General features: G+C 60.0%; 18 protein-coding genes. 12 read left to right on the forward strand and 6 right to left on the reverse strand.

The window, feature by feature from the left end:
- Positions 1-11: 11 nt before the first annotated feature.
- Together Enr8_RS01620 and Enr8_RS01625 are read right to left on the reverse strand one after the other, a co-directional pair.
- Complete coding sequence (locus tag Enr8_RS01620) at positions 12-4,421, reverse strand: PVC-type heme-binding CxxCH protein (RefSeq protein ID WP_456236729.1); 4,410 nt, start codon at positions 4,419-4,421, stop codon at positions 12-14.
- Positions 4,422-4,514: 93 nt separating this feature from the next.
- Positions 4,515-5,630, reverse strand: a complete 1,116-nt coding sequence (locus Enr8_RS01625) for a Gfo/Idh/MocA family protein (protein ID WP_146428875.1) — start codon at positions 5,628-5,630, stop codon at positions 4,515-4,517.
- Between the two features lie 218 nt (positions 5,631-5,848).
- Between Enr8_RS01625 and Enr8_RS01630 the strand changes: the two genes are divergently transcribed.
- The 5 genes from Enr8_RS01630 to arsM all read left to right on the forward strand — a co-directional run bounded on the left by Enr8_RS01630 (position 5,849) and on the right by arsM (position 9,642).
- Complete coding sequence (locus Enr8_RS01630) at positions 5,849-7,006, forward strand: AraC family transcriptional regulator (protein ID WP_146428876.1); 1,158 nt, start codon at positions 5,849-5,851, stop codon at positions 7,004-7,006.
- Between the two features lie 102 nt (positions 7,007-7,108).
- Entirely contained in the window at positions 7,109-7,861 is a 753-nt protein-coding gene (locus tag Enr8_RS01635; RefSeq protein ID WP_146428877.1) for a DUF695 domain-containing protein, read from the forward strand.
- Positions 7,862-7,909: 48 nt separating this feature from the next.
- Positions 7,910-8,266 (forward strand): ArsR/SmtB family transcription factor, encoded by a 357-nt coding sequence (locus tag Enr8_RS01640; RefSeq protein ID WP_186767493.1) that lies wholly within the window; start codon positions 7,910-7,912, stop codon positions 8,264-8,266.
- A gap of 64 nt (positions 8,267-8,330) precedes the next feature.
- Entirely contained in the window at positions 8,331-8,744 is a 414-nt protein-coding gene (locus tag Enr8_RS01645; protein ID WP_146428878.1) for an arsenate reductase ArsC, read from the forward strand.
- A gap of 22 nt (positions 8,745-8,766) precedes the next feature.
- Complete coding sequence (gene arsM, locus Enr8_RS01650) at positions 8,767-9,642, forward strand: arsenite methyltransferase (RefSeq protein ID WP_146428879.1); 876 nt, start codon at positions 8,767-8,769, stop codon at positions 9,640-9,642.
- A gap of 182 nt (positions 9,643-9,824) precedes the next feature.
- Here the strand turns inward: arsM and Enr8_RS01655 are convergent, their stop codons facing one another.
- Entirely contained in the window at positions 9,825-10,994 is a 1,170-nt protein-coding gene (locus Enr8_RS01655; RefSeq protein ID WP_146428880.1) for a hypothetical protein, read from the reverse strand.
- An 87-nt stretch (positions 10,995-11,081) separates the two neighbouring features.
- Positions 11,082-11,795, reverse strand: a complete 714-nt coding sequence (locus tag Enr8_RS01660) for an ankyrin repeat domain-containing protein (protein WP_186767375.1) — start codon at positions 11,793-11,795, stop codon at positions 11,082-11,084.
- A 603-nt stretch (positions 11,796-12,398) separates the two neighbouring features.
- Between Enr8_RS01660 and sucC the strand changes: the two genes are divergently transcribed.
- The 4 genes from sucC (at position 12,399) to Enr8_RS01680 (ending at position 16,343) form a co-directional block, all read left to right on the forward strand.
- Positions 12,399-13,583 carry an ADP-forming succinate--CoA ligase subunit beta gene (sucC, locus tag Enr8_RS01665; protein WP_146428882.1) on the forward strand — a complete coding sequence of 395 codons (1,185 nt, stop codon included), beginning with the start codon at positions 12,399-12,401 and terminating at the stop codon, positions 13,581-13,583.
- Between the two features lie 168 nt (positions 13,584-13,751).
- The gene (gene sucD, locus Enr8_RS01670) at positions 13,752-14,627 is read left to right on the forward strand and encodes a succinate--CoA ligase subunit alpha (protein ID WP_146428883.1); all 876 of its coding nucleotides are present in this window, start codon (positions 13,752-13,754) and stop codon (positions 14,625-14,627) included.
- A gap of 315 nt (positions 14,628-14,942) precedes the next feature.
- Complete coding sequence (locus Enr8_RS01675) at positions 14,943-15,878, forward strand: DUF1559 domain-containing protein (RefSeq protein WP_146428884.1); 936 nt, start codon at positions 14,943-14,945, stop codon at positions 15,876-15,878.
- A gap of 51 nt (positions 15,879-15,929) precedes the next feature.
- Positions 15,930-16,343 carry a hypothetical protein gene (locus Enr8_RS01680; RefSeq protein WP_146428885.1) on the forward strand — a complete coding sequence of 138 codons (414 nt, stop codon included), beginning with the start codon at positions 15,930-15,932 and terminating at the stop codon, positions 16,341-16,343.
- An 888-nt stretch (positions 16,344-17,231) separates the two neighbouring features.
- Here the strand turns inward: Enr8_RS01680 and Enr8_RS01685 are convergent.
- Together Enr8_RS01685 and Enr8_RS01690 are read right to left on the reverse strand one after the other, a co-directional pair.
- Positions 17,232-18,548: a DUF1501 domain-containing protein gene (locus tag Enr8_RS01685; protein WP_146428886.1), complete on the reverse strand. Its 1,317-nt coding sequence runs from the start codon at positions 18,546-18,548 to the stop codon at positions 17,232-17,234.
- A 32-nt stretch (positions 18,549-18,580) separates the two neighbouring features.
- Positions 18,581-20,704 carry a DUF1549 domain-containing protein gene (locus Enr8_RS01690; protein ID WP_146428887.1) on the reverse strand — a complete coding sequence of 708 codons (2,124 nt, stop codon included), beginning with the start codon at positions 20,702-20,704 and terminating at the stop codon, positions 18,581-18,583.
- 329 nt (positions 20,705-21,033) lie between these two features.
- Here Enr8_RS01690 and Enr8_RS01695 point away from each other — a divergent pair, with 329 nt between their 5' ends.
- From Enr8_RS01695 to Enr8_RS01705, 3 genes are all read left to right on the forward strand, one after another.
- Positions 21,034-21,993, forward strand: a complete 960-nt coding sequence (locus Enr8_RS01695) for an SMP-30/gluconolactonase/LRE family protein (RefSeq protein ID WP_315851735.1) — start codon at positions 21,034-21,036, stop codon at positions 21,991-21,993.
- 265 nt (positions 21,994-22,258) lie between these two features.
- Positions 22,259-22,624: a hypothetical protein gene (locus tag Enr8_RS01700; protein ID WP_146428888.1), complete on the forward strand. Its 366-nt coding sequence runs from the start codon at positions 22,259-22,261 to the stop codon at positions 22,622-22,624.
- Positions 22,625-22,756: 132 nt separating this feature from the next.
- Positions 22,757-23,203 (forward strand): tetratricopeptide repeat protein, encoded by a 447-nt coding sequence (locus tag Enr8_RS01705; RefSeq protein ID WP_146428889.1) that lies wholly within the window; start codon positions 22,757-22,759, stop codon positions 23,201-23,203.
- Positions 23,204-23,245 lie beyond the last annotated feature (42 nt).

The following is a 23,245-nucleotide window of genomic DNA, read 5'->3' on the forward strand; positions in this document are numbered from 1 at the left end:
GGCGGCGGCTCTTATTCCCCTTTTCCATCCGGCTGTTCCGCCGTGATCGCCATCACGATCGGCGCGCTCTGATGGCGGCCTTTCACCAGTTCGATCTCGGCGATCTCTTCGGTGGGGCGTTTTGGCTCGACCTTGATGTACCGCATTTGCTGACCGCCGTCGAAGGCGAAGGCGAACTTCGAGTCGGGGACGTCGGTCTTGCGGATGTAGTCGGCGAAGTGCCGGGCGTTTTTCAGCTCGATCTCTTCGGTCTGGCCGTCGGCGTAGTGCAGTTTGACGATCATCGCCGTGGTCGGCGTGTTGTCATACGGCGCTCCCCAGCCGCTGATGCCGCTGAGCAGGTGGATCGCTTTGGCCGGAGCGTGCAGCGGCAAGGTGACCGAGGTCGGCATCGACGCCGAACCGGGGGCGTTGCGGCTGCGTAGCATCACGACGTTTGGCTTGTCGCCGGTCGGATTGAGCAAGACGAACGGAACCCCTTCAACCGTCTTGGGAGACCAGTCGCCGAGACGCAGAGTCTCGGTCAGATTGTCGGGGTTGTAGAACATGCCCTTGTTGCTGCTGGTCGTCGCCACGCGGTCAAGCGGCAGCGGCACAAACTTCCCTTTCGTGGTCAGGAACTCGAGCAGGTCGGTCATTTCCTCGCGGGTCATCTGCTTCTCGAAGCCATCGGGCATCAGCGACTTGCGCGACGAGACCAGCTCTTCGATGTCTTCACGGGCCAACTGGTGCTTCTTCGCTTCGGCGTCGATGATTTCGATCGCGGTTCGCGATTCGCCCGCCAGCATGCCGGTCAGCAGCTTGCCGTCGATCGTCATTACGGTGTAGGTGCGGAAGTTCCCTTCAACGCTGCGGCTCGGATCGATGATGTTGGTCAGCAGTTCCGCTTTGGGGTGAACCGCCATGCCGGTCAGATCGGGGCCAACTTCGCTTCCTTCGCCACTATGCATGTGGCATTTCGAGCAATGCTTCTTGAACATCGCCTGGCCATTCTTCGAATCACCTTTCACTTCGGCGATCGCCAGCAGGTCGTGCAGCACCGCGTCGCGGTCGGCATTGGGCAAACCGCCACCCATGGCCAATAGCTTGCGGGCTCGTTCGCGAATCTTGGCGTCGGGATGATCGGCCAAGGCCTGACGTTGGTCGAGCTTCAGGTCGCTGAAAGCGATGTCGCCCGATTCCAACGCGTTGACCAGGTCGCTGGTCGTGGCGGCCCGCGATAGCAAGACGCGAATGGCCGCGTCACGCGACGTCGGAGTCATTGCCGAGGCCGCTTCGGCCAGAGCTTCGCCGGTTGCATCGGCCGTGCTGGCCGAGAGGGCCGACAGGAGCCCGACGTTCAGTTTGGGAGTCGCATTGGGGCCAATCATGTCGAGGATCACATCGACCGGACGCATGTCGTCGGCCATGAACTCGACCGCTTGACGAGCCGCGGCGATGCGGTCCTCTTCGCTGGCGTCTTCATCTTCGATGATGCTTAGCAACTGGTCAGAGACCTTGTCGGCGTACGACTGCAGATCGACGCCGCTCCAATTGTCGGCCAAGCGAATCAGGGCCGCTTTAACCGCGATCGGGGCCTTTTCGACCACAGCGCCGGCGGCGGCCGAAGTGGCATTGGTGGCCGTAATCTTGTAATTGCGCGGCCAGCCTTCGTTTAGGCCGCTGATGACGGCGTTCAAGATCGACTCGTCGGCGTTCTGCAAACCGGTCAGCAGCGAATCAAGCTGTTCGGCCGTCAGTTTGCCGCGGGCCAAATGTTCGGCGACGATGCCGGTAATTCGAATCGCCTTGTCGCCAGGCAATTGATCCTTGGCGGCGATTTGCGGTAGAAAGCCGCCAGCATGGCGAGCCGCTGCGGCGGTCAACGCGTCCGGCAACCAGCGATCGTTCATCAACTTGGCGTCGGTCGCCAACTTGGCGATCGCGGCGCCTGCCTTGTCGTTGGAAGGCATGTCGGCCAGCGCGAGCAGCGCCGCCAGGCGAACTTGGGCGTTGGCGTCATCGAGCGTTCCACTGGCCAGAATCGCGGCGGTCGAAGCGTCGGTCGGCGGCAACACCGCCAAGGCGTTACGGCGCACGCCGGGCGAACGATGCGAGAGGGCGGTCACCACCGCGTTGTTGGCGGCGGTCTGATGCGGATCGGCTAGCACGCCCAGTCCTTCTAGCGTCCACAAGGCGTGAATCGCGGCGACGTTCAAACCAATCGCGTCGGTCGCGGGATCGAGCGTCAGTTGAATCAATTGCGGCACAACGTCACGCTTGCCGCGATCGATCAACAATCGCTGGGCGTGCAGGCGCCATTGCATGTTGGGATGCTTCAGCGCGGCGACCAGGGCGTCGGCGTCGGCGTCCTTCAGGTTGATCGCGGGGTTCGCGTCTTCGTCCGCTTTGTCATAGACGACGCGATAGACGCGGCCATGCTTCTTGTCGCGGAGGTCCGACTCGTAAGCGGCGCCTTTGCCGGTTTTGAAACCATGCGGCGTCGGATTGTGCTGCACGATGTAGTTGTACCAGTCGAGGAACCAGACGTTGCCGTCAGGGCCGACCTGGGCGACGATTGGCGCGGTCCACTCGTCATCGCTGGCGACCAGGTTCAGCGGGCTGGTCGAATGAAAGTCGGATCCATCGGGCGTCATGACGAACGTGCCAATCAGCTTGCCGGTCGGTCCGCAAACGAACGCGGTCTTGTTCCACCATTGCTCGGGATAAACGCGGGCGGTGTAAAGATCATGCCCGGCGCCGGCGGTGTAGCCGCCATGTTGATCGACCTGACGCACTTTGTCGGTGATCGGCTTGAACAGATAGGTGTCGGCGATCGTGCCCAGTCGGCTGGGGCCCCAACCGCGAACCTGTTCGTAGTAGCGGTTGGCGATCGGCATGAAGACGCTCGGATTGCGGTTGGCGGTCGAGCCGAAGATGATCCCTTCTTCGCTGATTCCCAAACCCCAGGTGTTGTTATCGGTCGAGCGGATGAACTCCAGGTCGGTCACGTTCGGCGGATCTTGATCATCCAGGCGAAAGCGGAAGAAGCCCATGCGGAAGTTCGGCTGCTTCTTACCAGCGATGACCGGCGCCGAGTCGTTGTACCCCTGCATCCCCCAGATCCAGTTGTCCAGGCCGTAGTGCAGATTGCTGACCCCGCCATGCGTGTCGCCGAGGGTCCAGTTGGTGATGATCGGCTTGCGGACGTCCGCTTTGCCGTCGCCGTCGGTATCCTTCAGGAAGAGGGTCTCAGTACCGTTTTGCACGATCGCCCCGCCGCGGTACGGCAAGATCGAAGTCGGAATGCTCAGGTTCTCGGCGAAGATCGTGTACTTGTCCGCCTTGCCGTCGCCGTTGGTATCTTCGCAGATGCGAATGCGATCGCGACCGCGGTTGTTCGGTTTCAGTTCGTTCGGATAGTCGAGCGTTTCGCAAACCCATAGGCGGCCTTGCTCGTCCCAGTTCATCGCGATCGGCTTGCCTCCCTGTTCGGGATCGGCAGCATACAGGTCGATCGAGAAGTCGACCGGATTGACCATGTGGGTCATCGATTTTTCGGCCGGCAGGGGAAGCTGCATCTTGGTCAGCGGCTCGGCCTGAACGCCCCAGGTATCGCTCGGCGTGTAGTTCGGGATCTTGGCGCCAACGTCGATGTAGTCGAACGGCGCCGCATCGGCCGGCACCATCGTCATCTTGGGGGCGTCGAAACGGGACGTGTCGTAGAAATCGCCGGCCAGGCTCGGGTCGCCGCCAGTCGCCCAGCGGACGCCCCGTTCGACCAGGTTCATAAAGCCGGGGTTGCCCCAGGTCCGCGCGTCATGCCCCCAGGCGGTGTAAAAGATGCGGCCGGCGCCTTGCGTGCGGATCCAGGTCCACGGTTCCTGCGTGTTGCCGTCGGCCTGACCACCTTGCACGCGATATTCGAGCACGGTGCGGTCTCGCTCGTTGTGGCGATGGTGAATGTACGTTTCGTCCCAGCTTTGGAAGCCGTGAAAGCCATCCATGATCGGATGATCGGGCTCGGCGATCACGGTCGAGAAGACTTCGCCCCCATGCTTCAAAAACTGACCGCCCACCAAGTCGACGTAGGCCGGCGAGTTGAGGAAGCAGTAGGACGCACAATGGAGCGGAATCAGCGCGCCCCCTTTGACGACGTAGTCCAGCAGCGCCGCTTCCTGCTCAGGCGAGATCTTCTCGATGTTGGCGTAGATCATCAGCCCGTCGTATTGCTTCAGCCGCTCTTTGTTCAGAGCGGTGACGTCTTCGGTGTACTCGATGTCGATGCCGCGCTCTTTCATGACCGGAATCATTTGAGCGGCCCGATCGGCAGGGCGGTGATGTCCCTGGTCCCCGAGGAACAAGATCCGAATCGGCCCTTCTTCGGCAGCGCGGGCCAGCGGCGTCAGAAGCAAGCAAAACAATAACGAAGAGACAAGCAAACGAATCACGGCGAAACTCCGGACGAAGCGTCTGTCGTCGACAGACGCTTGTGTGAAGGGGAATGATCAAGGAAACCGCGGCACGCTGGCCAGTTAGGCGAGCGTGAAGTCGGGCAGACGAACGATCTCGCCTCCCTTGTTGGTTGACTCATGGGCACACAAGCCGACGCAGGTCCAGTTGGCGCTGATCACGGCGTTGGGCCACGGGTCGCGATCGTCGGCCAGGGCAGTGGCGAACTGGTGCGCCAAGTGCGGGTGCGAACCGCCATGTCCGGCGCCTTGGATGAACGACAGGTGCTCGGCGTCTTGGATCGCGGTGGTGAACTTCTGGATCGCTTCCGGCAACCGGCTGGCGAAGTCAGGCGCCGTGATTCGCTGGGCGATTTCGTGCTCCGGATTTTTGGCCGTGTGCAGCACATGCTCTTCCCCTTCGATCAAGGCCCACTCAAAGCTCTTCTTGGTGCCGTACACGTCGAAGCTTTCTCGATACTGACGAGCCGTGTCAAACAGGAACCGCCAGATGTGGGCGGCGACCGGGCTATCTTTCAGCTTAATGTGACAAGACTCGACGGCGTACTGGTTGCCCGACTTTTCGGCCAGTTCCGGAGAGATCACGCCAGAGCCTAAGCAGCTGACATACTCGGCGCGGCTGTTCATCAGACCCAGCACCGGGCTAACGACGTGCGTCGCGTAGTGCATCGGGATCATCCGTTCCCAGTATTCCGGCCAACCTTCCATATCTTGCGGATGCGACGCGGCCATGTATTGAATATCGCCCAGTTCGCCCTGATCGTACAAGTCTTTGATGTAGAGGAACTCGCGGCTGTAGACGACCGTCTCGGCCATCATGTACTTCAGGCCGGTTTCGGCAACTTTCTCGACGATCTGGCGGCACTCGTCGATGGTGGTCGCCATCGGGACGGTGCACATGACATGCTTGCCGGCGTCGAGCGCCTTCAGCGTCATCCAGCCGTGATCCGGAATCGGAGAATTGATATGGACGAAGTCGACGTTGGGGTCGGCCAGCACTTCGTCGTAGCTCGTGTATCGCTTTTCGATCTCGAAGGCGTCGGCAATCTTGTGCATTTCGGTTTCGTTCCGCCGGCAGACCCCGTACATGTTGACCTGCGGGTGGCACTTGTAGATCGGAATGAACTCGGAGCCGAAACCGAGCCCCACAATGACCACGTTGAACTGTTTCGTACTCATCGAAAAATCCTTCGGGCGAAAAGATGCATGGAGGTACAGCGCAGGGGCAGAGCGACTGACTGCTTCCGGTACTTATAGCCTGACTTGTCGGCGGGGCGAAAGCCATGAGAAAACACGAACGCGATCTAAGGTATTTTACATAAGGAGGATGGTGTCCGCGATTTTTCGTCTACAATGGAGGCAACTCCCCCACTCCTCTTTCCGGTAGATGGTCGCCCATGAAACGCCGCAAGACGGTTGCGTTGCTCGTCGAAACGTCGAATGCGTACGCGCGTGGGCTTTTGGAGGGGATTATCGCGTATGTGCATGAGCACCAGCCCTGGTCGATATATCTGCCCGAGCAAGAGCGCGGCGCTTCGCCGCCGGCCTGGCTGAAAAATTGGAAAGGGGATGGCGCGATCGTGCGGATCGAAACGCCGCAGATCGCGGCCGTTGTGAAAAAGCTCAAGATGCCGGTCGTCGATGTCAGCGCCGCGCAGTTGGTGCCTGGTGTGCCGTGGGTCGAGACCGACGACGCCGAGATCGCTCGGTCGGCTGCCGAGCATCTGCTGGACCGCGGCTTTCGCGAGTTCGCCTTCTGCGGCGAGCCTGATTTCAATTGGTCGAAGTGGCGCGAAGAGAACTTCGTGCAGCGTCTGAAAGAAGCGAAGCGTCGCTACCACATCTTCGAGTCGACGTCGCGCGATAGCGATTCGTATTCGTGGACTCGCGAAAAACGTCGTATGGCTCAGTGGCTGCATAAGTTGCCGAAGCCGGTCGGACTGATGGCTTGTTACGACATCAAGGCCCAGCAGATACTCGACATCTGTCGCGAGTTGGAAATCGCCGTGCCGGAACAAGTCGCGGTGATCGGCGTCGATAACGATCGCTTGCTCTGCGATCTTTGTTCGCCGCCGCTCTCGAGCGTGATCCCTGACACGCGCACCACCGGCTACGAAGCGGCGCGGTTGCTCGATCGCCAGATGAACGGCGAAAACGTCAACGACGAAGGGATGTTCGTGCCGCCGCTCGGCATTGCGACGCGTCAGTCTTCTGACGTGATGGCGACCGAAGATCCGATCATCGCCCGGGCGATGCAGTTCATTCGCGAGCATGCCTGCGACGGGGTAAACGTGCAGGACGTTCTGACCGTAGTGCCGCTGTCGCGACGCGTGCTCGAGTACCGCTTCAAAGAAGCGGCCGGCAAAACGCCGCACGAAGCGCTGGTGCAGATCCGGCTCGATCGCGTACGGCAGCTGCTCCGCGATACGCAGCTTTCGATGGCCGACATCGCCGATCGTACCGGCTTTGAACATGTCGAGTACATGAGCTCGGCGTTTCGCAAAAAGACCGGGATGTCGCCGTCGGAGTATCGCCGCCAGGTGCAGCCGAAGTAGCGAATCTTTTGCGTAAATCGTTGATTCGTCGCGGGATAACGCGGATAATCTGCCGAAATTCTTCTCTTTCCGCATCCGCATCCGCAACCGACAGGCGAAACGATGAGCGACGACTGGGCCAGTTATCTCGTACAGATCGAAGACAAGCCGGCGGCTGTCCTGGTTGATTTAGGGCTCGCTTCGTTCGCGCCGATCGCCGACTTGGGGCAGCTTGTCATGTTACGCCTGCAGATCCAGCAGCCCACCGAAGATGGGCTGCCCGGCGACGATGAGTTCAATCGGTTGTGCGAAATCGAGGACGCGCTCGATGTGGCGATTGGCGAGGTGGGCGATGCGGCGTCAGTCGGCCGAATCACGGTCGCCGGTTGTCGCGACTTCTTCGTCTATGCCGCCGATGGCGCCGCTGTTGAGGCGGGCATGAAGCAGGCGATGGCCGCTTATCCGGAGTATGAATTTCGGAGCGGCGTTCGCGAAGACTCCGATTGGTCCTCCTACTTCGAATTTCTCTATCCTGATCCAGCCGAGATGAAGATGATTCAGAATGGTCGCGTCCTGGCGAGTCTCGCCGAGGCGGGAGATGACTTTGATATCGAGCGCGAAGTGAACCACTGGATCTATTTCACCTCCGCCGATGGGCGAGCGAAGTTTGTCGAAGCCGCGCAGGCGGAAGGTTTCGAGGTTGCCGAGCAGAAAGAGGATGCCGAAGGGGAGGCCCCGTTCTCGGTGTTGCTCAGTCATGTGACGGCGGTCGACTACGGCACGATCAACGGCGCCGTGTTGACGTTGTTTGCGATGGCGGCCGAGCAGGGGGGAGAGTACGACGGCTGGGAGACCAGCGTCCAGCGCGGGGAGTAGTAAGGCGGTGGGCTTGCCTGTATTCGCCTGTGCGGATATAGTTTGAGTATGAAAGCAATCGAGCAAACCGTGCAGCCCGAACTGGCGTTTCGCGCCTTGTCCGACCCGACAAGGTTGCGGATTCTCAGTTTGCTGCAGCGGGGAGAGTTGTGCGTTTGCGATTTGGTGAACGTGCTCGACGTGCCGCAGCCGACCGCATCGCGCCATCTGGCTTACCTGAAAAAGGCGGGTCTGGTCTCGGCGCGTAAGGAGGGTCTGTGGCAATACTATCGCCTGATCCCGCCGAGCAGTGCGTTTCATCGTTCGTTGTTGAATTGCGTGACCGATAGCATGGAACTGTTGCCGCAGTTGGGCGCCGATGGCGATTATCTTTCGTCGTGTGGCGAGAGCGATTGCTGTGATTAGCGTCCTGTTTTTTTGATTCATGTATTCGCCTGGGCGGATGTACTGTTGTTCCAGTGAGGTTGTTGTGAAACGCGTACTTGTTCTTTGCACCGGCAACTCGTGCCGATCGCAAATGGCCGAGGCCTTGTTTGAGTCGCTCAGCGACGGTCAGTGGCAAGCCGACTCGGCCGGTTCGAAACCGTCGGGTTACGTTCATCCGCTGGCGATTCGTGCGATGTCGGAACTCGGCGTCGATATCTCGGCCAATGAAAGTAAGCATGTCGACCAGTTCGCCGATCAGCCGTTTGATCTGGTGGTGACCGTTTGCGACAACGCCAAGGAAGCCTGTCCGGTGTTTCCCGGCGCCAAGTTAACGCTGCACTGGCCGTTTGATGATCCGGCGGACGCGACCGGCGATGACGAAGAGAAGATGGTTATGTTCCGTCGCGTGCGTGACGAAATCAAAACGAAGATTGCGGCCTACCTGCCGACCGCCTAGTTCAAGCAACGGAGAAGCGTTTATGTCCAGCGAACAACACAACGCAATCAAGTCCAACTACGGCGCCGTCGCGACCAGCGGACTATCGAGCGAACATGCCGGCGTCAAAGCGGTCGCTGCGGCGTTTGGCTATTCGGACGAAGAGCTTAGTTCGATCCCGGCCGGCGCCAACATGGGCCTGTCGTGCGGCAATCCGACCGCGACCGCTAACTTGCGCGAAGGGGAAACGGTCGTCGACCTTGGTTGCGGCGGCGGGCTCGACGTTTTTTTGGCGGCGGCCAAAGTTGGCCCCACCGGCAAGTCGATCGGCATCGACATGACGCAGCAGATGATCGACCTGGCTCGCAAGAACCTGGTCAGCAGCGACCTGCCGCTGGAGAACGTTGAGTTCCACCTGGCGACGATCGACGACATGCCGCTGGCCAATAGCAGCGTCGATTGCGTGATCAGCAACTGCGTCATCAATCTGGCGCCTGACAAGGACGTCGTCTTTCGCGAGATCGTCCGCATCCTGAAACATGGCGGCCGCGTCGCCATCAGCGACATCGCCCTGAAGAAGCCGCTGCCGGAAGAACTGGCGACCGACATCTCGGCCCTGGTCGGCTGCATCGCCGGAGCGATCCCGATCGAAGCTTACAAGCAAGGCTTGCTCGACGCTGGGTTCGCTGCGGTCGAAGTCGTGGACGAAGGCGCCGACCTGAACGCCTACGCCAAGGTCGAAAACCAGTCAGGCTGCTGCTCACCGGTGATGAGCGACGACCCGCTGGCGGTGATCGACACCGGCTGCTGCGGCGGTCCTGCCGAACCGGGCATTCACGAGCGTCTGGCCGAACTGCTAAAGAAGTACGACGTGAATGACTATGCGGCGAGTGTGAAGGTGTATGCGGTGAAGCCGTAGGGCAAGGCCCGGCCTGTGCCGGTTTTTCACCGAATTCCGCTTGTAGCGATTTGACTTGCTCGGTCCGTGTGACAGGCTTCCCAATGGGTAACTTTCACTTTTCAGGACGCGTAGGCATGTCGTATCTCATCTTGTTTTGTGCGCTGGTAGGTCTGGGCTACTACATGGACTGGAACGTCATGCTAACGGCCGGGGTCACCTTCGGCGGGCTGGCCGTTTGGTTCTTGTTGCTCAACCGCCGGATCGCGATTCCGAAGTAGCGCGTCATCGGTCGCTTCGGCTTTCGGTTGGTCGCTGCTCTGCGTCGCTTCTTCGACCGACATCGTCTCGCGCGGCTCCGGTTCTTCGCTGGCGTCTTGCTGCGACCGGATTACGCTGAAGAGGATTGCGTGCGTGATCACCAGCACGACCAGCGCGCCAAACACGTTGCGAACCATCTTGCCAAGCGAACCGGCGGTGATGTCGGCGGGGGTTCCCTGCATCAAGCGATTCGGGGTCACGGCGCCTGGCGTCGGCAGAAGTCCGCGGCTCATTTCGTCGTAGCGTCCAATCGCGCAGACGTCGGCCCCGATGGGGACGCGCTTCTCTTTCAGGTGGGGCACGCGACGCTGGGGATCGTCATCTTCAAGCGGCTCTTTGTCCTCGTCGCGCTCGTCGTCCCAAAGGCTCGTTCGCTGCACGTTCCCTTCCGTGTCGAGCGGAAAGAGATCGTCGGCAGTCAAATTGCCGATGTTGATATGCTTGGCGACGTAGCCATCTTCGTCTGCCCAGACTTCGCCCAGGGCGCTAAACAGGTTTATCAGCTTGATGCCGGTCAGCGCTTCAAACTTGGTCGCGCGCAGAAAATTCGAGGCGTTTTGCGCTGCGTCGTAGCGATGCAGCGTTTCTTCTTCAAAGCCTTCCAGCAGCGGGAAGCCGAACATCCGCACGTCTCCCCGGGGGCCGCGAATGACGCACGGGACCATTAAGAAGCCAGTGAAGTCGGAGTTGGTCGACGGCTGATCGGGCTCGTCCTCCGGGTAGCGGCCTGACAGGTTGTACTCGCAGACGACGCACTGCTCGCCGCTGAAGGGCGCCGTGACCACATCGCCGATCGGATGGATCGTGCCGCTGACGGCGACCACTTGGCCATCGATCAGCGGCTCGCGATGATAGATATCGCCAAGGCGGCTGGCATCGCGCCAGGCCGTCCAGGCGTTGTTCAGCGCATTGAGGCAGAAGAAGACGACCACGCCGGCAAACGCGGCGCCGACCAGGTTCGCCGGCCAGTCGAAGACCTGATCGAGCCAATAGAAGTAACCACAAAACAGGCCTGCCGCCAGCAGTATCGCCAACACGCAACCGCGCAACATGAGGGGGGAACTCAGATGGTGACTTGGAGGGCGGACGTCGCTATGTTCGCCGATTCATCTCAATGTAGTCGGCCGGAGGTCGGGCGACTACGCGTCCGGCGACCGTCGGGCGCCATGCTGCTTCAGCAGTTCAATGATCGCCGGATTGCCGCAACGTGACGCCTCGTCCAGGGGACGTAGTCCACTGTCAGGGTCGGGGATGTTTACGTCCACGCCCGAGTCGAGCAGCGCCTGCACCGCGGTTTCGTCGCCGCTGCGGATCTTACTGATCAGACTGACCGTTTCCGTTTCATCGGTGTGGGTCACCAGCATGGCGTCCGCAGCTCGGATCTGATCGATGATATCGGTCTGTCGATAGCCAGCTTTTCTCAGACCGATCGGCAGGCGTCGCAAGTCGCTTGTTGGAATCGATTCTTGAAGCTCCGAGTTACGCATGGCTAGCGCAAGCTGATCCCATTGCAGCCCTTGCTGGAACGCGTGGAAATTTTGCGGGCCGAAGTGACTCGCCCAAACCAAGCCTCCCACCATCGTCGGTATCGCCAGCATCGCAAACAGCCCGGCGACCACCATTCGTCGCTTTTCAAAGCCGCTGGGCGATTCAGGCTGGTCACTTGGCGAATCAGGGCGATCTTCTTTGTCTCGCCAGGCAATTTGCAACACGGCCGACCAAAAGATGACGGTCAGCGCCATGAGGGCGATTCCGGTCAGGCCGGTCCAATCGACCTCGCTGGGGCGGAGGCGCCACAGGTAGTACCCGGCCAAGCTGGCCGGGACGGCTAGAAGGAGTAGCAAGTTGCGCATCATGGTCTCCGAAATAGCGGGGGATCGCGGTTCGGCATGGCGACAAAGCTGGTAACGGTAATTCTCACCCTCTCGGGGCGCTCGGTCTAGGCTTGTGTTGCCAGAAGCAGGTGTCGCAGATTCGTCTCGAAATGCGAGAATGGAAGTCAACTTGACAACTGCCAGCTGAAGCGATAGGCGAAATATCGGCCCAAGATGGCAAGATAGATAAGATTTAGGGGCTGCTTTCCGGTTTTTCAGTCGTTGCGCAAGATTGGCACAGCTTTGGCCATATAGATCTCTCAACTTTCCCCCAAGTTCGGAGACTTTACGATGCTCGCCATTCAATCCAGCCTGATTCTCGCCGGTTTCGTCTTTTCGATGGTCGCATTGGCGTTCGCCCTGCGTCCGGTCAAAAAGACCTCCCCGTTTGGCGTCTAAAGTTTCCGATTCTTTGGGCGCCTTTGGTTCGCACGGCGCCTCGCGATTGCTCGCATAAAAGGAGCGTGAAAACCTCTTTAGGTCGACTGACGGCGCCAGCGCTATGGTTGACCCTGTTTCGTGATAGATCGATAATCCGGCTTTTACAGCACCATGACGCCTCGACTCAGTCGGAATTAGTCGATGAAAATTCACGAATACCAGGCGAAGCAACTTCTCCGCGACGCAGGCGTCGCCGTTCCGCGAAACATCGTCGCTAAGACGCCGGAAGAGGCGGCCAAGGCTTACGAAGAGCTCGGCGGCAAGATCGCCGTCGTCAAAGCTCAGATCCATGCCGGCGGACGCGGCAAGGGAACGGTCAAAGACAATCCCGATCAACGGGGCGTCGTGTTGGTCAAATCGGCCGAAGAGGCCAAAGCGGCCGCCGCGGGCCTGATCGGCAAAGAACTGATCACCATCCAGACCGGTCCCGAAGGGAAGCAGGTCAACCAGGTGCTGGTCGAAGAAGGGTGCGACATCGCCCGGGAACTCTACATGGGGATCGTGCTCGATCGAGCCGTCGCCAAGCCGGTTTTGATGATGTCGACCGAAGGTGGCACCGAGATCGAAGAGGTCGCCGCCCACAGCCCGGAAAAGATTCTGAAAGAACATTTCGATCCGAGCCGCGGCCCGGATGCGTTCCAGGTTCGCAAGCTTTGCAAGAAGCTGGGCCTGGAAGGCGCCACGATCAAGAGCGCCATGAAGTTCGTCAGCGGCCTTTGCAAGGTTTATGTCGAAACCGACTGCAGCCTGCTCGAGATCAACCCGCTGGTGATCACCGGCAGCGGCGACATGATCGCCCTCGACTGCAAGATGAACTTCGACTCGAACGGCCTGTTCCGCCATCCCGAAATCGTCGCTCTTCGCGACCTGTCGGAAGAAGAGCCGGCCGAAGTCAAAGCAGCCGATACCGGTCTCAGCTACGTCAAGCTGGAAGGGAACATCGGCTGCCTGGTCAACGGCGCTGGTCTGGCGATGGCGACCATGGATATCATCAAGCTGCACGGCGGCCAGCCGTCGAACTTCCTCGATGTCGGCGGCGGCGCCAACGTCGATCAAGTGACCGAAGCGTTCCGCATTCTGCTGGATGACAAGAACGTCAAAGCGGTCTTGGTCAACATCTTTGGCGGGATCATGCGTTGCACGACGATCGCCAACGCCGTGGTCGAAGCGTACAAGAGCGTTGGCTTTAACGTGCCGCTGGTCGTTCGCTTGGAAGGTACCGAAGTGGAGCAGGGCCGCAAGATCCTCTCCGAGTCGGGCATCCCGATCATCATCGGCGACGGTTTGACCGACGCCGCCAAGAAAGTGGTCGCCGCCGTCGCGTAAGCCGCCGGCGATCCCCACGCTAGCCCGCAGCGCAAGCAAGGGATTGCGGCCGCAAGATATCGATTGCCGCCGCACGCTTTGCCACGTTGCAACCGCTGGGTCCTGACCCAGCCTACGAAGATTCCAAAACTCCCTTAGGCGAATACACAACCGGAAGAAGCTGTTCCAATGAGCATCCTGATCAACAAAGATACGAAGGTCATTTGCCAAGGGATCACTGGCCGCGTCGGCGGCTTCCATACCAAGGGTTGCCTCGATTACGGCACCAAGATGGTCGGCGGCGTGACGCCGGGCAAAGGCGGGATGGAAGTCGAAGGCTTGCCGGTCTGGGACACCGTGGAAGAAGCGGTCGCCGCCACCGGTTGCGAAGCGACGATGATCTTCGTGCCGCCGGCGGGTACGGCCGACGCGATTCTCGAAGCGCTCGACGCCGAAATCAAAGTGATCATCGCGATCACCGAAGGGGTGCCGGTCCTCGACATGGTTCCGGTCTACGAAAAAGTGCGGGCGTCCAACTCGGTCTTGATCGGCCCGAACTGCCCCGGCGTGATCACCCCCGAAGAATGCAAGATCGGCATCATGCCCGGTTACATTCATAAGAAGGGCCCCGTCGGCGTGATGAGTCGTAGCGGTACCTTGACCTACGAAGCGGTCTGGCAGCTGACGAGCTTGGGCTTGGGGCAGTCGACCTGCGTTGGTCTCGGCGGCGACCCGATCGTCGGCACTTCGTTTATTGATCTGCTGAAGATGTTCCAGGCCGATGGCGACACCGAAGCAATCATGATGATGGGCGAAATCGGCGGTACCGCCGAAGAAGAAGCGGCCGAGTTCATTAAAGCTAACGTCGACAAGCCGGTCGCCGCGTTCATCGCCGGGCGTACCGCTCCTCCTGGCAAACGGATGGGCCACGCCGGCGCGATCATCTCGGGCGGCAAGGGTACCGCCGACGAGAAGTTCGCCGCGCTGCGTGCCGCCGGCGTCGAAATCGCCGAGAGCCCGGCCGACATGGGCGCCGCCCTGAAGCGGGCGATCGAGAAGAAGTAAACCGCTTCTCTGCTCACCTTCCGAACCACCAGACGCGTCTCGCTTGAGACGCGTTTTTTTATGCGCATGGGGGGTGATCATTTTTCACTGCGGCAATTACTGAAAAACTATTTGTTTCGTGGGGTTTGGGTTGAGTGCAAAAAACCGCCCAAAAATTGAGAATAATCGCGTTAGCGGTTGGTAACGCGGCGTCACTAAATCGTTTGTAAAAAACAGTTGGTCGATGTGAAATATCTCCTTCCGGCAGTTGGCGGCGATATCTAGGATCGTCCTTTGTCGATGAAAATTAATATTTCTCATTCGGAGTGGAATCGCATGTCTAGAACGCGGTCTGCATTTACTTTGGTCGAATTGCTGGTGGTGATCGCCATCATCGGGGTTTTAATCGCGCTCCTCTTGCCGGCGGTGCAGCAAGCTCGTGAAGCCGCTCGGCGGATGTCGTGCGGCAACAATCTGAAGCAGCTCGGCATCGCGATGCACAACTATCACGACGTCAACAAGAAGTTCCCGCCGGGCTACTTCCAGACGCTCGGATACGAGAATCGCCCGTTCAATACTTCCGGCCATCAAATGCGGTACTGCTATGCCCGTTCGATTCTGCCGTTCATGGAACAGCAGGCGCTGTGGGAACTGCTGGACGCGGGGCAAAAGCAAAACGTCCCGTCGTGGGAGATCCCAGGCCGCAGCGAAGTGGTGCAGGGATACATGTGCCCGTCGGACGGAGCTGGCCCGAAGGTGAGCGAGGACGGTTTTGGCGGCAACTATCTCGGTTTCCATGGCGACTCGCGGTATTACGATAGTGGCGGCAACGCCGATGAACGAATGAACGGCATGTTCTGCGCCCTGTCGAAGGTCCGGATGGCGGACGTCGTCGACGGGACCAGCAACACGATGCTGATGGGCGAAATCAACCTGATCCCGGAAGGGGGCCTCTCCGCCGCAGTGACCGATCGCCGCGGGATGTACAACATGTGCTACACCGGCAACGGGACCCTCTCGGCCCACGTCACGCCCAACTCGCAGGTGCCGGACGTGCAGGAAGCGGGACGGTTTGTGAACACCGACTACGCTCCGGCGGTCAGCGCCGGCTCGGGCGGCGTGTATGCGACCTATGCCCGCAGTCGTCATCCGGGCGGCGTGCAGGTGGTGCTGGTTGACGCATCGGTGCGTTTCGTGCCGGAGACGATCGACTCGGTTGTGTGGAAAGGAGCTGCGACTCGCAGCGGCGGCGAAGTGACGCCGGCCTGGTAAGCGACTTCGCAATCTCTATCTCCTCCTTTCTTAGTCGCGTGGTAATCAATCATGAATGGTAAATTCGTTGCGGCGACGCTGATGGGCGTCGTCGCTTTGACGGCAATCGGTTGCGGTAGCGCTGGCGACGGACGCGAGCGGTTTCCGGTCTCGGGCCGGGTCACGTTTCAAGGCGAACCGCTGGCCGAAGGTAAGCTGGTCTTGCTGGCGGCCGACGGCGAACTGAACGCTGGACCGACCGAAGTGGTGATGATCGAAAATGGCGTTTTCAGCGGCGTCTCGACCCCTGGCCGTAAGCGGATCGAGTTTTACGCCAGCTGGCCGAACGGCAAAATGGTCACGCTCGAAAACGGTTCGCAGGTCGAAGACACCGCGACCTTGCCCCCGTCCTGCAACGTGCACAGCCAACATGAGCTGGACGTGCAGCGTGGTCCGAACGAGGGTTTGGTCTGGGATCTGAAATAGGATCTGCTTCAAAGCGGAAAAGCCGGGATGTCTGGGTGGCCCGATCAGTCTGCAGGGACTGGTTGGGTCGCTTCAGCGACAAGATGCCTGACCGTTCGCGCTGCCCCTAAATCTGGCGCTTTCACTGGACTGGACCACTCTCCTCTATGTTTTTCCGCCAGCGCACTCTTCTGACTCCGCCACGGCGGGACCTCTTTCTGCCAGGCCCGTAAACCGTACTGGACCACTGCGCGTTCTTTTTTTCGTGCGGCGATGATCGACGTGCGCCGCGAAGTGTCACCGATGTGTCCGAACGTGATGCACTCGGCCGGCGCCGGAACTGGACTGGACCGTCGCGTGCGTTTTTTTCGTACCTGCGGCAGATTCGTCGGAAAAAGTGAAATGGTAATAGGTTGCGACGAATTTCAGGTCATCGTCCGCGTGGACTGGACTTCGAATCGATTTTTTTCGCCTATGTGATTTGCATCCCAGGTTCTCTAGTCTTTGTATTATGTGGACCGTTCTGCGCGTTTTTTTGGGGCCGGCCGCTGTCGAGTTCTCTCCATCGCATCAGCCGTTACCAGTTAGTGGACTGGACCGCCCACTTTTTTTCAGCCAGCGCGGCTTCTCCCAGGCAACATCGTGTTCCATTCGCATGTGATTCGCACTCAAATTGTTAAACGGCGAACCGGCGTCTCGTTCGGATGGCGTTGTATCAGGACCGACCACCGTCACCACCCCGGAATCGACCACAGATCCGTGTGCTTTGTCAACCAAAAAGATGCCCGTTGAGCGAGGGCCAAATGCGGAAGGAGAGCGAGGAGAAGAAGTGCCGCGCACGGTAGTGCGTTTCCAACTTCGAAATTCGTAGTCAGCCGTTCTTCGCTCGCTGGCGGATGGGGGCGCGTTTTAGAATAGCTCGTGGATCAGCTCGCCACCTTTGACCAGCGCCAGCGGTTGGTCTTGGTCGGTGACGTATTCTTCGTGCGGATCCATCCCCAGGATTTGGCAGAACGTGACGAATAGGTCCTGCACGCCGACAGGGCGGTCGCTGACGTGAACGCCATCTTTGTCGGTGGCGCCGATGACCTGACCGGTTTTAACGCCGCCGCCCGAGAGACAGGTGATCCAGCCGTCGGAGTAATGTTCTCGGCCGCCGTCCGGTTTGAACTTTGGCGTGCGGCCGAACTCGCCCATCCAAACGACCAGCGTATCTTCCAGCATGCCGCGTTGCTCCAGATCGCGCAGCAGCGTGGCGTAGGCCTGATCGATTTCGCCGGCCAGATGCGGGTTCTCTTTCCAGCCGTTCTTGTGCGTGTCCCAACCTTGGTCGCTGGTAGAGCCGGTGCTGAAGACCTCGATGAAACTGGCGCCATGTTCGACCAACCGACGCGCCAGCAGACAGCCTTGGCCGAAGTTGGTCCGCGTGTATTGATCGCGCAGCTGGTCCGGTTCGTTATCGAGCTTGAAGACGTCGAGCTTGGGGCTCAGCACAAAGCGGCTGGTCCGCTGGTAGATCTCTTGCTTTTCATGCACCCGAGCGGCGCCGCCGGTCGAAGCGAACTGCTGATCGAACTTAGCTGACAAGGCTAAGCGGCGCTGCAAACGCTCGGCTTCGACCGTCGGGATCACATCCGGCGGCAACTCGCCGGCCGTTGCGATCTTGAACGAGTCGTACCGCGGACCGAGCACGCCGGCGTCGACGTCGCGGGTTTTGATCCGCGGGGCGCCGATCCGGACGAAGGCCGGCAGCGCGTAGGTCGGGTCCCAACGATCGCGGGCGACGACCGAGCCCCAGGTTGGATACGGAATCGACGGGTTGATTGGGTAGCCGGTGCGTACCAGCTTGATCGCCCGAAAGTGATCGCGCTCGCTGCTTTTCATCGAGCGAATCAAGGCGATCTTGTCCATCACCTGGGCGGTGTGGGGCATGTGTTCCGAGATCCGCACGCCAGGCAGGTTGGTGGCGATGTCGCCGGAGGGGCCTTGGTTCTTCGAGCCGATCTTGGGATTGAAGGTTTCAAACTGACTGGGCCCGCCATCCATCCAAAGCAGGATCATCGACTTGCCGCGCTTGCGCAGCTCGTGGGCCTGGGCGATCATCATATCGCGCCACGAGAGAGCCAGCGTGCCACCGACAGCGCCGGCGCACAGCTTGCGCAGAAACCCACGGCGATGCGAAACGCCGTCTCGGCCGGCATGCAAATTCCAAAACGGCTGAATCATGAGCAGGCTTTCCCTGAAAGGAGAAAGGGCGGCTAGCGGCGAGTGGTGAACTCGGCCGAGTTAATCAGGCTCCAGAGCAGATCCTCGAACGCGGCGGCGCGATCGTCGACTTGCTTTAAATAGTCGCGGGAGATCTGTAGGTCTTTCTCGGTCGGGCGGCGGCCGAGGACGTTGACGAAGAGTCGCTCGATCGCCTGGTTGTCGTCGTCGTTTTCGGCCAAGATTTGGGCGAGTTTCGTCCGGGCTTCTGCATCGGCGGCGATCTGCTGTTGCAGTTGGCGGTTGTTCATCATGAACATCGCCTGTTGCATCGTTTGCGGACGGAACTGATCGCCCAGCGACGGGTCATAGCCAAAGGCGTCGCGCACCAGGTCTTGCGTGCTTTTGGGCGGCGGCGGAAAACGCTCGGCGCCGGTCGGCTTGCGGGCTTCCCCTTTCACGTTGGGCAGATCGATCGCGACCGCCAGCGAAGCGAAAATCTCGTCGCTCCGCATCTTCTCGGGAGCCGAGGCTTCCAGTATGCCGCGGTTTTCGTCGCCGTGGGGCAGTTGCCGCTGATAGGCTTGGCTGTTCAGGATCAGCCGCAACAGCGACTTGGCGTCATATTGATTGGCGACAAAGTGCTCGGCGACGGCGTTGTGCACTTCGGGCAGGGTCGGAAAGCCGGCCAGGTCGGTGATCTCGTCGACCGGCTCGCAGAAGGGACGATCCATCAGGCGGTCCCAGATGCGGTTGACGTACGCCTTGGCGAAGAGGGAGTTCTCTGGCGAGACGACCCAGCGGGCCAGTTCGACGCGGCGGTCGATGTCAGGGGTATTTTTGGCCAGCGGCTCGCCGTCAAAGACCGCCGGCAGCATGATCCGCTTGCTTTCCGGCATTTTGTGCTCGCCGCTCGGCTTGCTTTTGACCACGATTTGCGTGCTGTCGTTCCAGGGAACGTTGGCCTTGGTTCGCACAAAGAAGGCGGCCATCTGGTGGAACCGCTCCTGCGGCATGTTGACGAACGGGTGGTCGTGGCATTCCGCACACTGAATCTGGGCGCCCAGGAAGATGCGGGTCGATTCGCCGGCCAGTCGCGAGATGTCAGCCTGATGATAGCCAACGTAAAACGCGGCCGGGTTGTCGGCGACTTTGCCGACGCCGGTCAAAATGTTGTAGCTGACTTCGTCCCAGCCGACGCCGTCGTTCAGCTGCCGGGCGATCCATTGTTTCGGCACGTCGTACGACAGGAAGGTGAGTTCCGGCTGCGGCGTGCGATAGCTGAAGACGTCGCTCCAGTAGTTGGCCCAATTGGCGCCGAACTCTTCGGAGGCGAGCAGACGGTCGATCAGCTTGGCTCGCTTGTCGGGCGAACCATCTGCCAGGAAGGTTTGCCATTCGGCTTCGGTCGGCACGCGGCCGATCACGTCGATCGTGGCGCGGCGGAGAAACGTTTCGTCATCGACCGGCGGCGTCGGGTTGTCGACGCCGGCGACCGTCTCGATCAGCTCGTCCAGTTCTCGCGGGGTCAGCGTGGCGAGGCCGGACGATTCGATGCGCTGAAACGGCGGCGCGGTCGCCAGCTTCTCGGCTGCTTGTTTCGCTTTCTTGTCGCCGGGGGCGACCGTCTTGGCGACGAACTTTTCAAGCTTCGGCAGGTCCTTCACCGCGACCAGCAGCACGGCGTCGGCGATGATGATGCCGCCGGCGTCTTCATTAGTGATTTGGACGATCGCTTTTTCATCCGACGGAAAGTGGTACTTGCCGATCGATTGAAACGAGGCGGGGCCTTTCGGACCAGGACGTTGATTGATCCGCTGCCGCGACTCGCCGTTTTGATGCTGGATGATGATCGGCGCCTGCTGCGCGCGATTCGATCCGCCGTTGAAAGCGAGGAAGACTTCGTACTCGCCGGCTTCGGGGACGACGGTGGCGAAGGTGAGCGACTTCGGATCTTTGCTGTCGGCCATCGCCGAGGTGCCGCTATGGACATAACCCTCGCCAACATAAGGAGAGGTATGCCGCGAGTCGTGCCAGACTCCTTTTTTGACGGCGACCGCATCGTCAAGCAGAATCCCCGGTAATTTGGAGACGTCGAGTACGTCAGCGGCGATTGCCAGTTGCGGCGCGGTCAAACCGGCCAGAAGCAGTGCGAGAGTGAGAAGACGTAGCGCCATGTCGGATCACCTGGGTAGGAGTGGAGGTGGCGATAGGGGGCGAGACCCTTCGGGAGGTGAAGAGCGGGAGTCGAATGTACCCAATCCAGCGGGCTGGGTCAACAAAAAGCTGGGTTTTGCGAATTTTTGCGCGTCATCAGGATGATATAGTGGTGGATAGATTCGCATAGAAACTTTTCTGTGCCGATCGCCAAGTTTGCTTCCTCCTTTGGCTCCGGCTACGATAAGACCGCCATTTCCCCGTACCATTCCCGCTTTTTCGCCCTGTTTGGATCGTCACCTCTATGAGTCTCCATCGCCACAGCTTCCTCGTGATTGGGATGCTAGCCATGCTATCCGCCTCCGCTAGCGCTGAAGCGCCGAAGTCGATCGGCAAGATCGAACGACTCGATCCGGCGATCGACCAACTGATTCCGGCCGACTCGCAGATCGAGGTTTTGGCCGACGGCTTTGACTGGATCGAAGGTCCGGTCTGGGTTCCGCAGGGAAAGTACCTGCTGTTTAGCGACATCCCGCCGAACAAGATCATGAAGTGGAAAGAAGGGGAAGGGGTCAGCGTTTACCTGGAGCCGAGCGGCTATACCGGCAAAGAGCCGTTCACCGGCAAAGAGCCCGGGACGAATGGTCTGGCGCTCGACCCGACTGGCATTCTGACCGCTTGTTGCCATGGCGACCGGAACCTGGTGAAGCTATTTGACGGTCAGCGTAAAGTGATCGCCGACAAGTACGACGGCAAACGTTTCAACAGCCCGAACGACCTGGTCTTTCATAGCAGCGGCGACATTTACTTTACTGACCCGCCGTATGGCTTGCCGAAGAACTTTGACGACCCAGGCCGCGAGCAAGATTGGTGCGGCGTTTATCGGCTGAAGAAGGATGGCCAGGTCGACCTGGTTACCAGCCAACATACCCGCCCCAACGGCATCGCGCTGTCGCCGGACGAAAAGACGCTGTATGTCGCCCAAAGCGATCCCAAAGCGGCGACCATCACCAGCTATCCGGTGAAAGCCGATGGTACGGTCGGCGAAGGCAAGCTCTTTTACGACGGCACCAGCCAGGTCGGCAAAGTGAAGGGGTTGCCCGATGGGATGGCGATCGACGCCCAAGGCAACGTCTGGGCGACCGGCCCCGGCGGCGTGTTGGTCTTTACGCCGGAAGGGAAGCAGATCGGCCAGCTCAGCACTGGCGAAGCGACGTCGAACTGCACCTTCGGCGCGGATGGCTATTTGTATGTCACCGCGGACAGGTATCTTTGCCGCGTAAAGACGAACGTGAGCGGGAAGAAGTAGAGCAGAACAGCGGAAAGCGGATGCGCCCGGGCCAATCGTAGCCCGGGGCGCAAGCCGAGGAAATGTGGTGAGATGAGCGACAACCGTAGAGCAGGCCGTGCCTGCCGAGTCGCAAACCGCAGCCCCTCAGCGGCCGTGACTAGTTCTGCTAGATCTATTCGCATTTGCTTCAAGTATCGCTAAAATAACAATACGACGTTAACCGTCACCCTTATCGCACCTCGCACGCGTTCGCGTGACCGATTCCTTTCGTATGGCAAGTACGATGAGCGATTCGAAACTCACGGATGATGAAATCTTGGACTTGGTCGGCACTCCGACGACGATCGAGTATGGCGTTGCGCCTGAAGGGCCGGAGGATCGGCGGCGGGAGAAGTTCTATCGGCAAGTCGCCGAGTGCCTGGGGCATCAGGTCGATCTGGCGAATCTGCGGGAAGAGTTCGACCAGGAGCGCTCGACGCCCGAGTTTCTCACCGCGGTCGACGCCTTTCTCGACAGCGCTACCGAAGCGCACGAATGCTGGACCTTCTGCTCTCCGCAAGCGGCCTGGCGCGACCAGGCCGGCTACGGCGGCTACGCCCTGGTCATCGTCGGGCACGTTACTAACGTGCTGATTACGATCCAGAATTAGCCCGGCCGCATCATCCAAACGGGCGGCCCTGTTGGGGGGAGAGAGGCCGGCGTGGTCGAAATCGCCGCCGGCATGTTAAAATCGGCGGCGATAGCTTGCCCTCCAAACTCTCCTTAGCCGCTGGAAACTGACATGTCGGAGCTGGATGACGCCCTGTACGAGCAAATTACCGAGCTGAGCCAGGACGGGAACGTGCTGTTTGACGACGGCGATCTCAATGGGGCCATGGCGAAATTTGACGCGGCTTGGGCGCTGTTGCCGGAACCAAAGACCCAGTGGGAGGCGGCCCTCTGGCTGCTAGCGGCGAAAGGGGACGTCCACTTCGCCCGACAGCAATACTCCGAAGTGGTCGACGTTCTGATGCGGGCCGCGATGTGCCCCGATGGGATGGAAAATCCGTTTATCCATCTGCGACTCGGTCAGGCCTACTTCGAGCTGGGCGATCAGATGCGGGCCGGCAACGAGCTTACGATGGCGTACATGGCCGCCGGCGCCGATATATTCGAAGACGAGGACTCCAAGTACTTCAATTATCTGAAAACGATCTTGCAACCGCCGGTCGGACAAGACACGCTGTAGTTTTTCCCGTACGAACCAATTGGGACGATCTCTCTACCAGCC

Origin of the sequence: Blastopirellula retiformator (genome assembly GCF_007859755.1) — a bacterium.
In the GTDB taxonomy this organism is placed as follows: Bacteria; Planctomycetota; Planctomycetia; order Pirellulales; family Pirellulaceae; genus Blastopirellula; species Blastopirellula retiformator.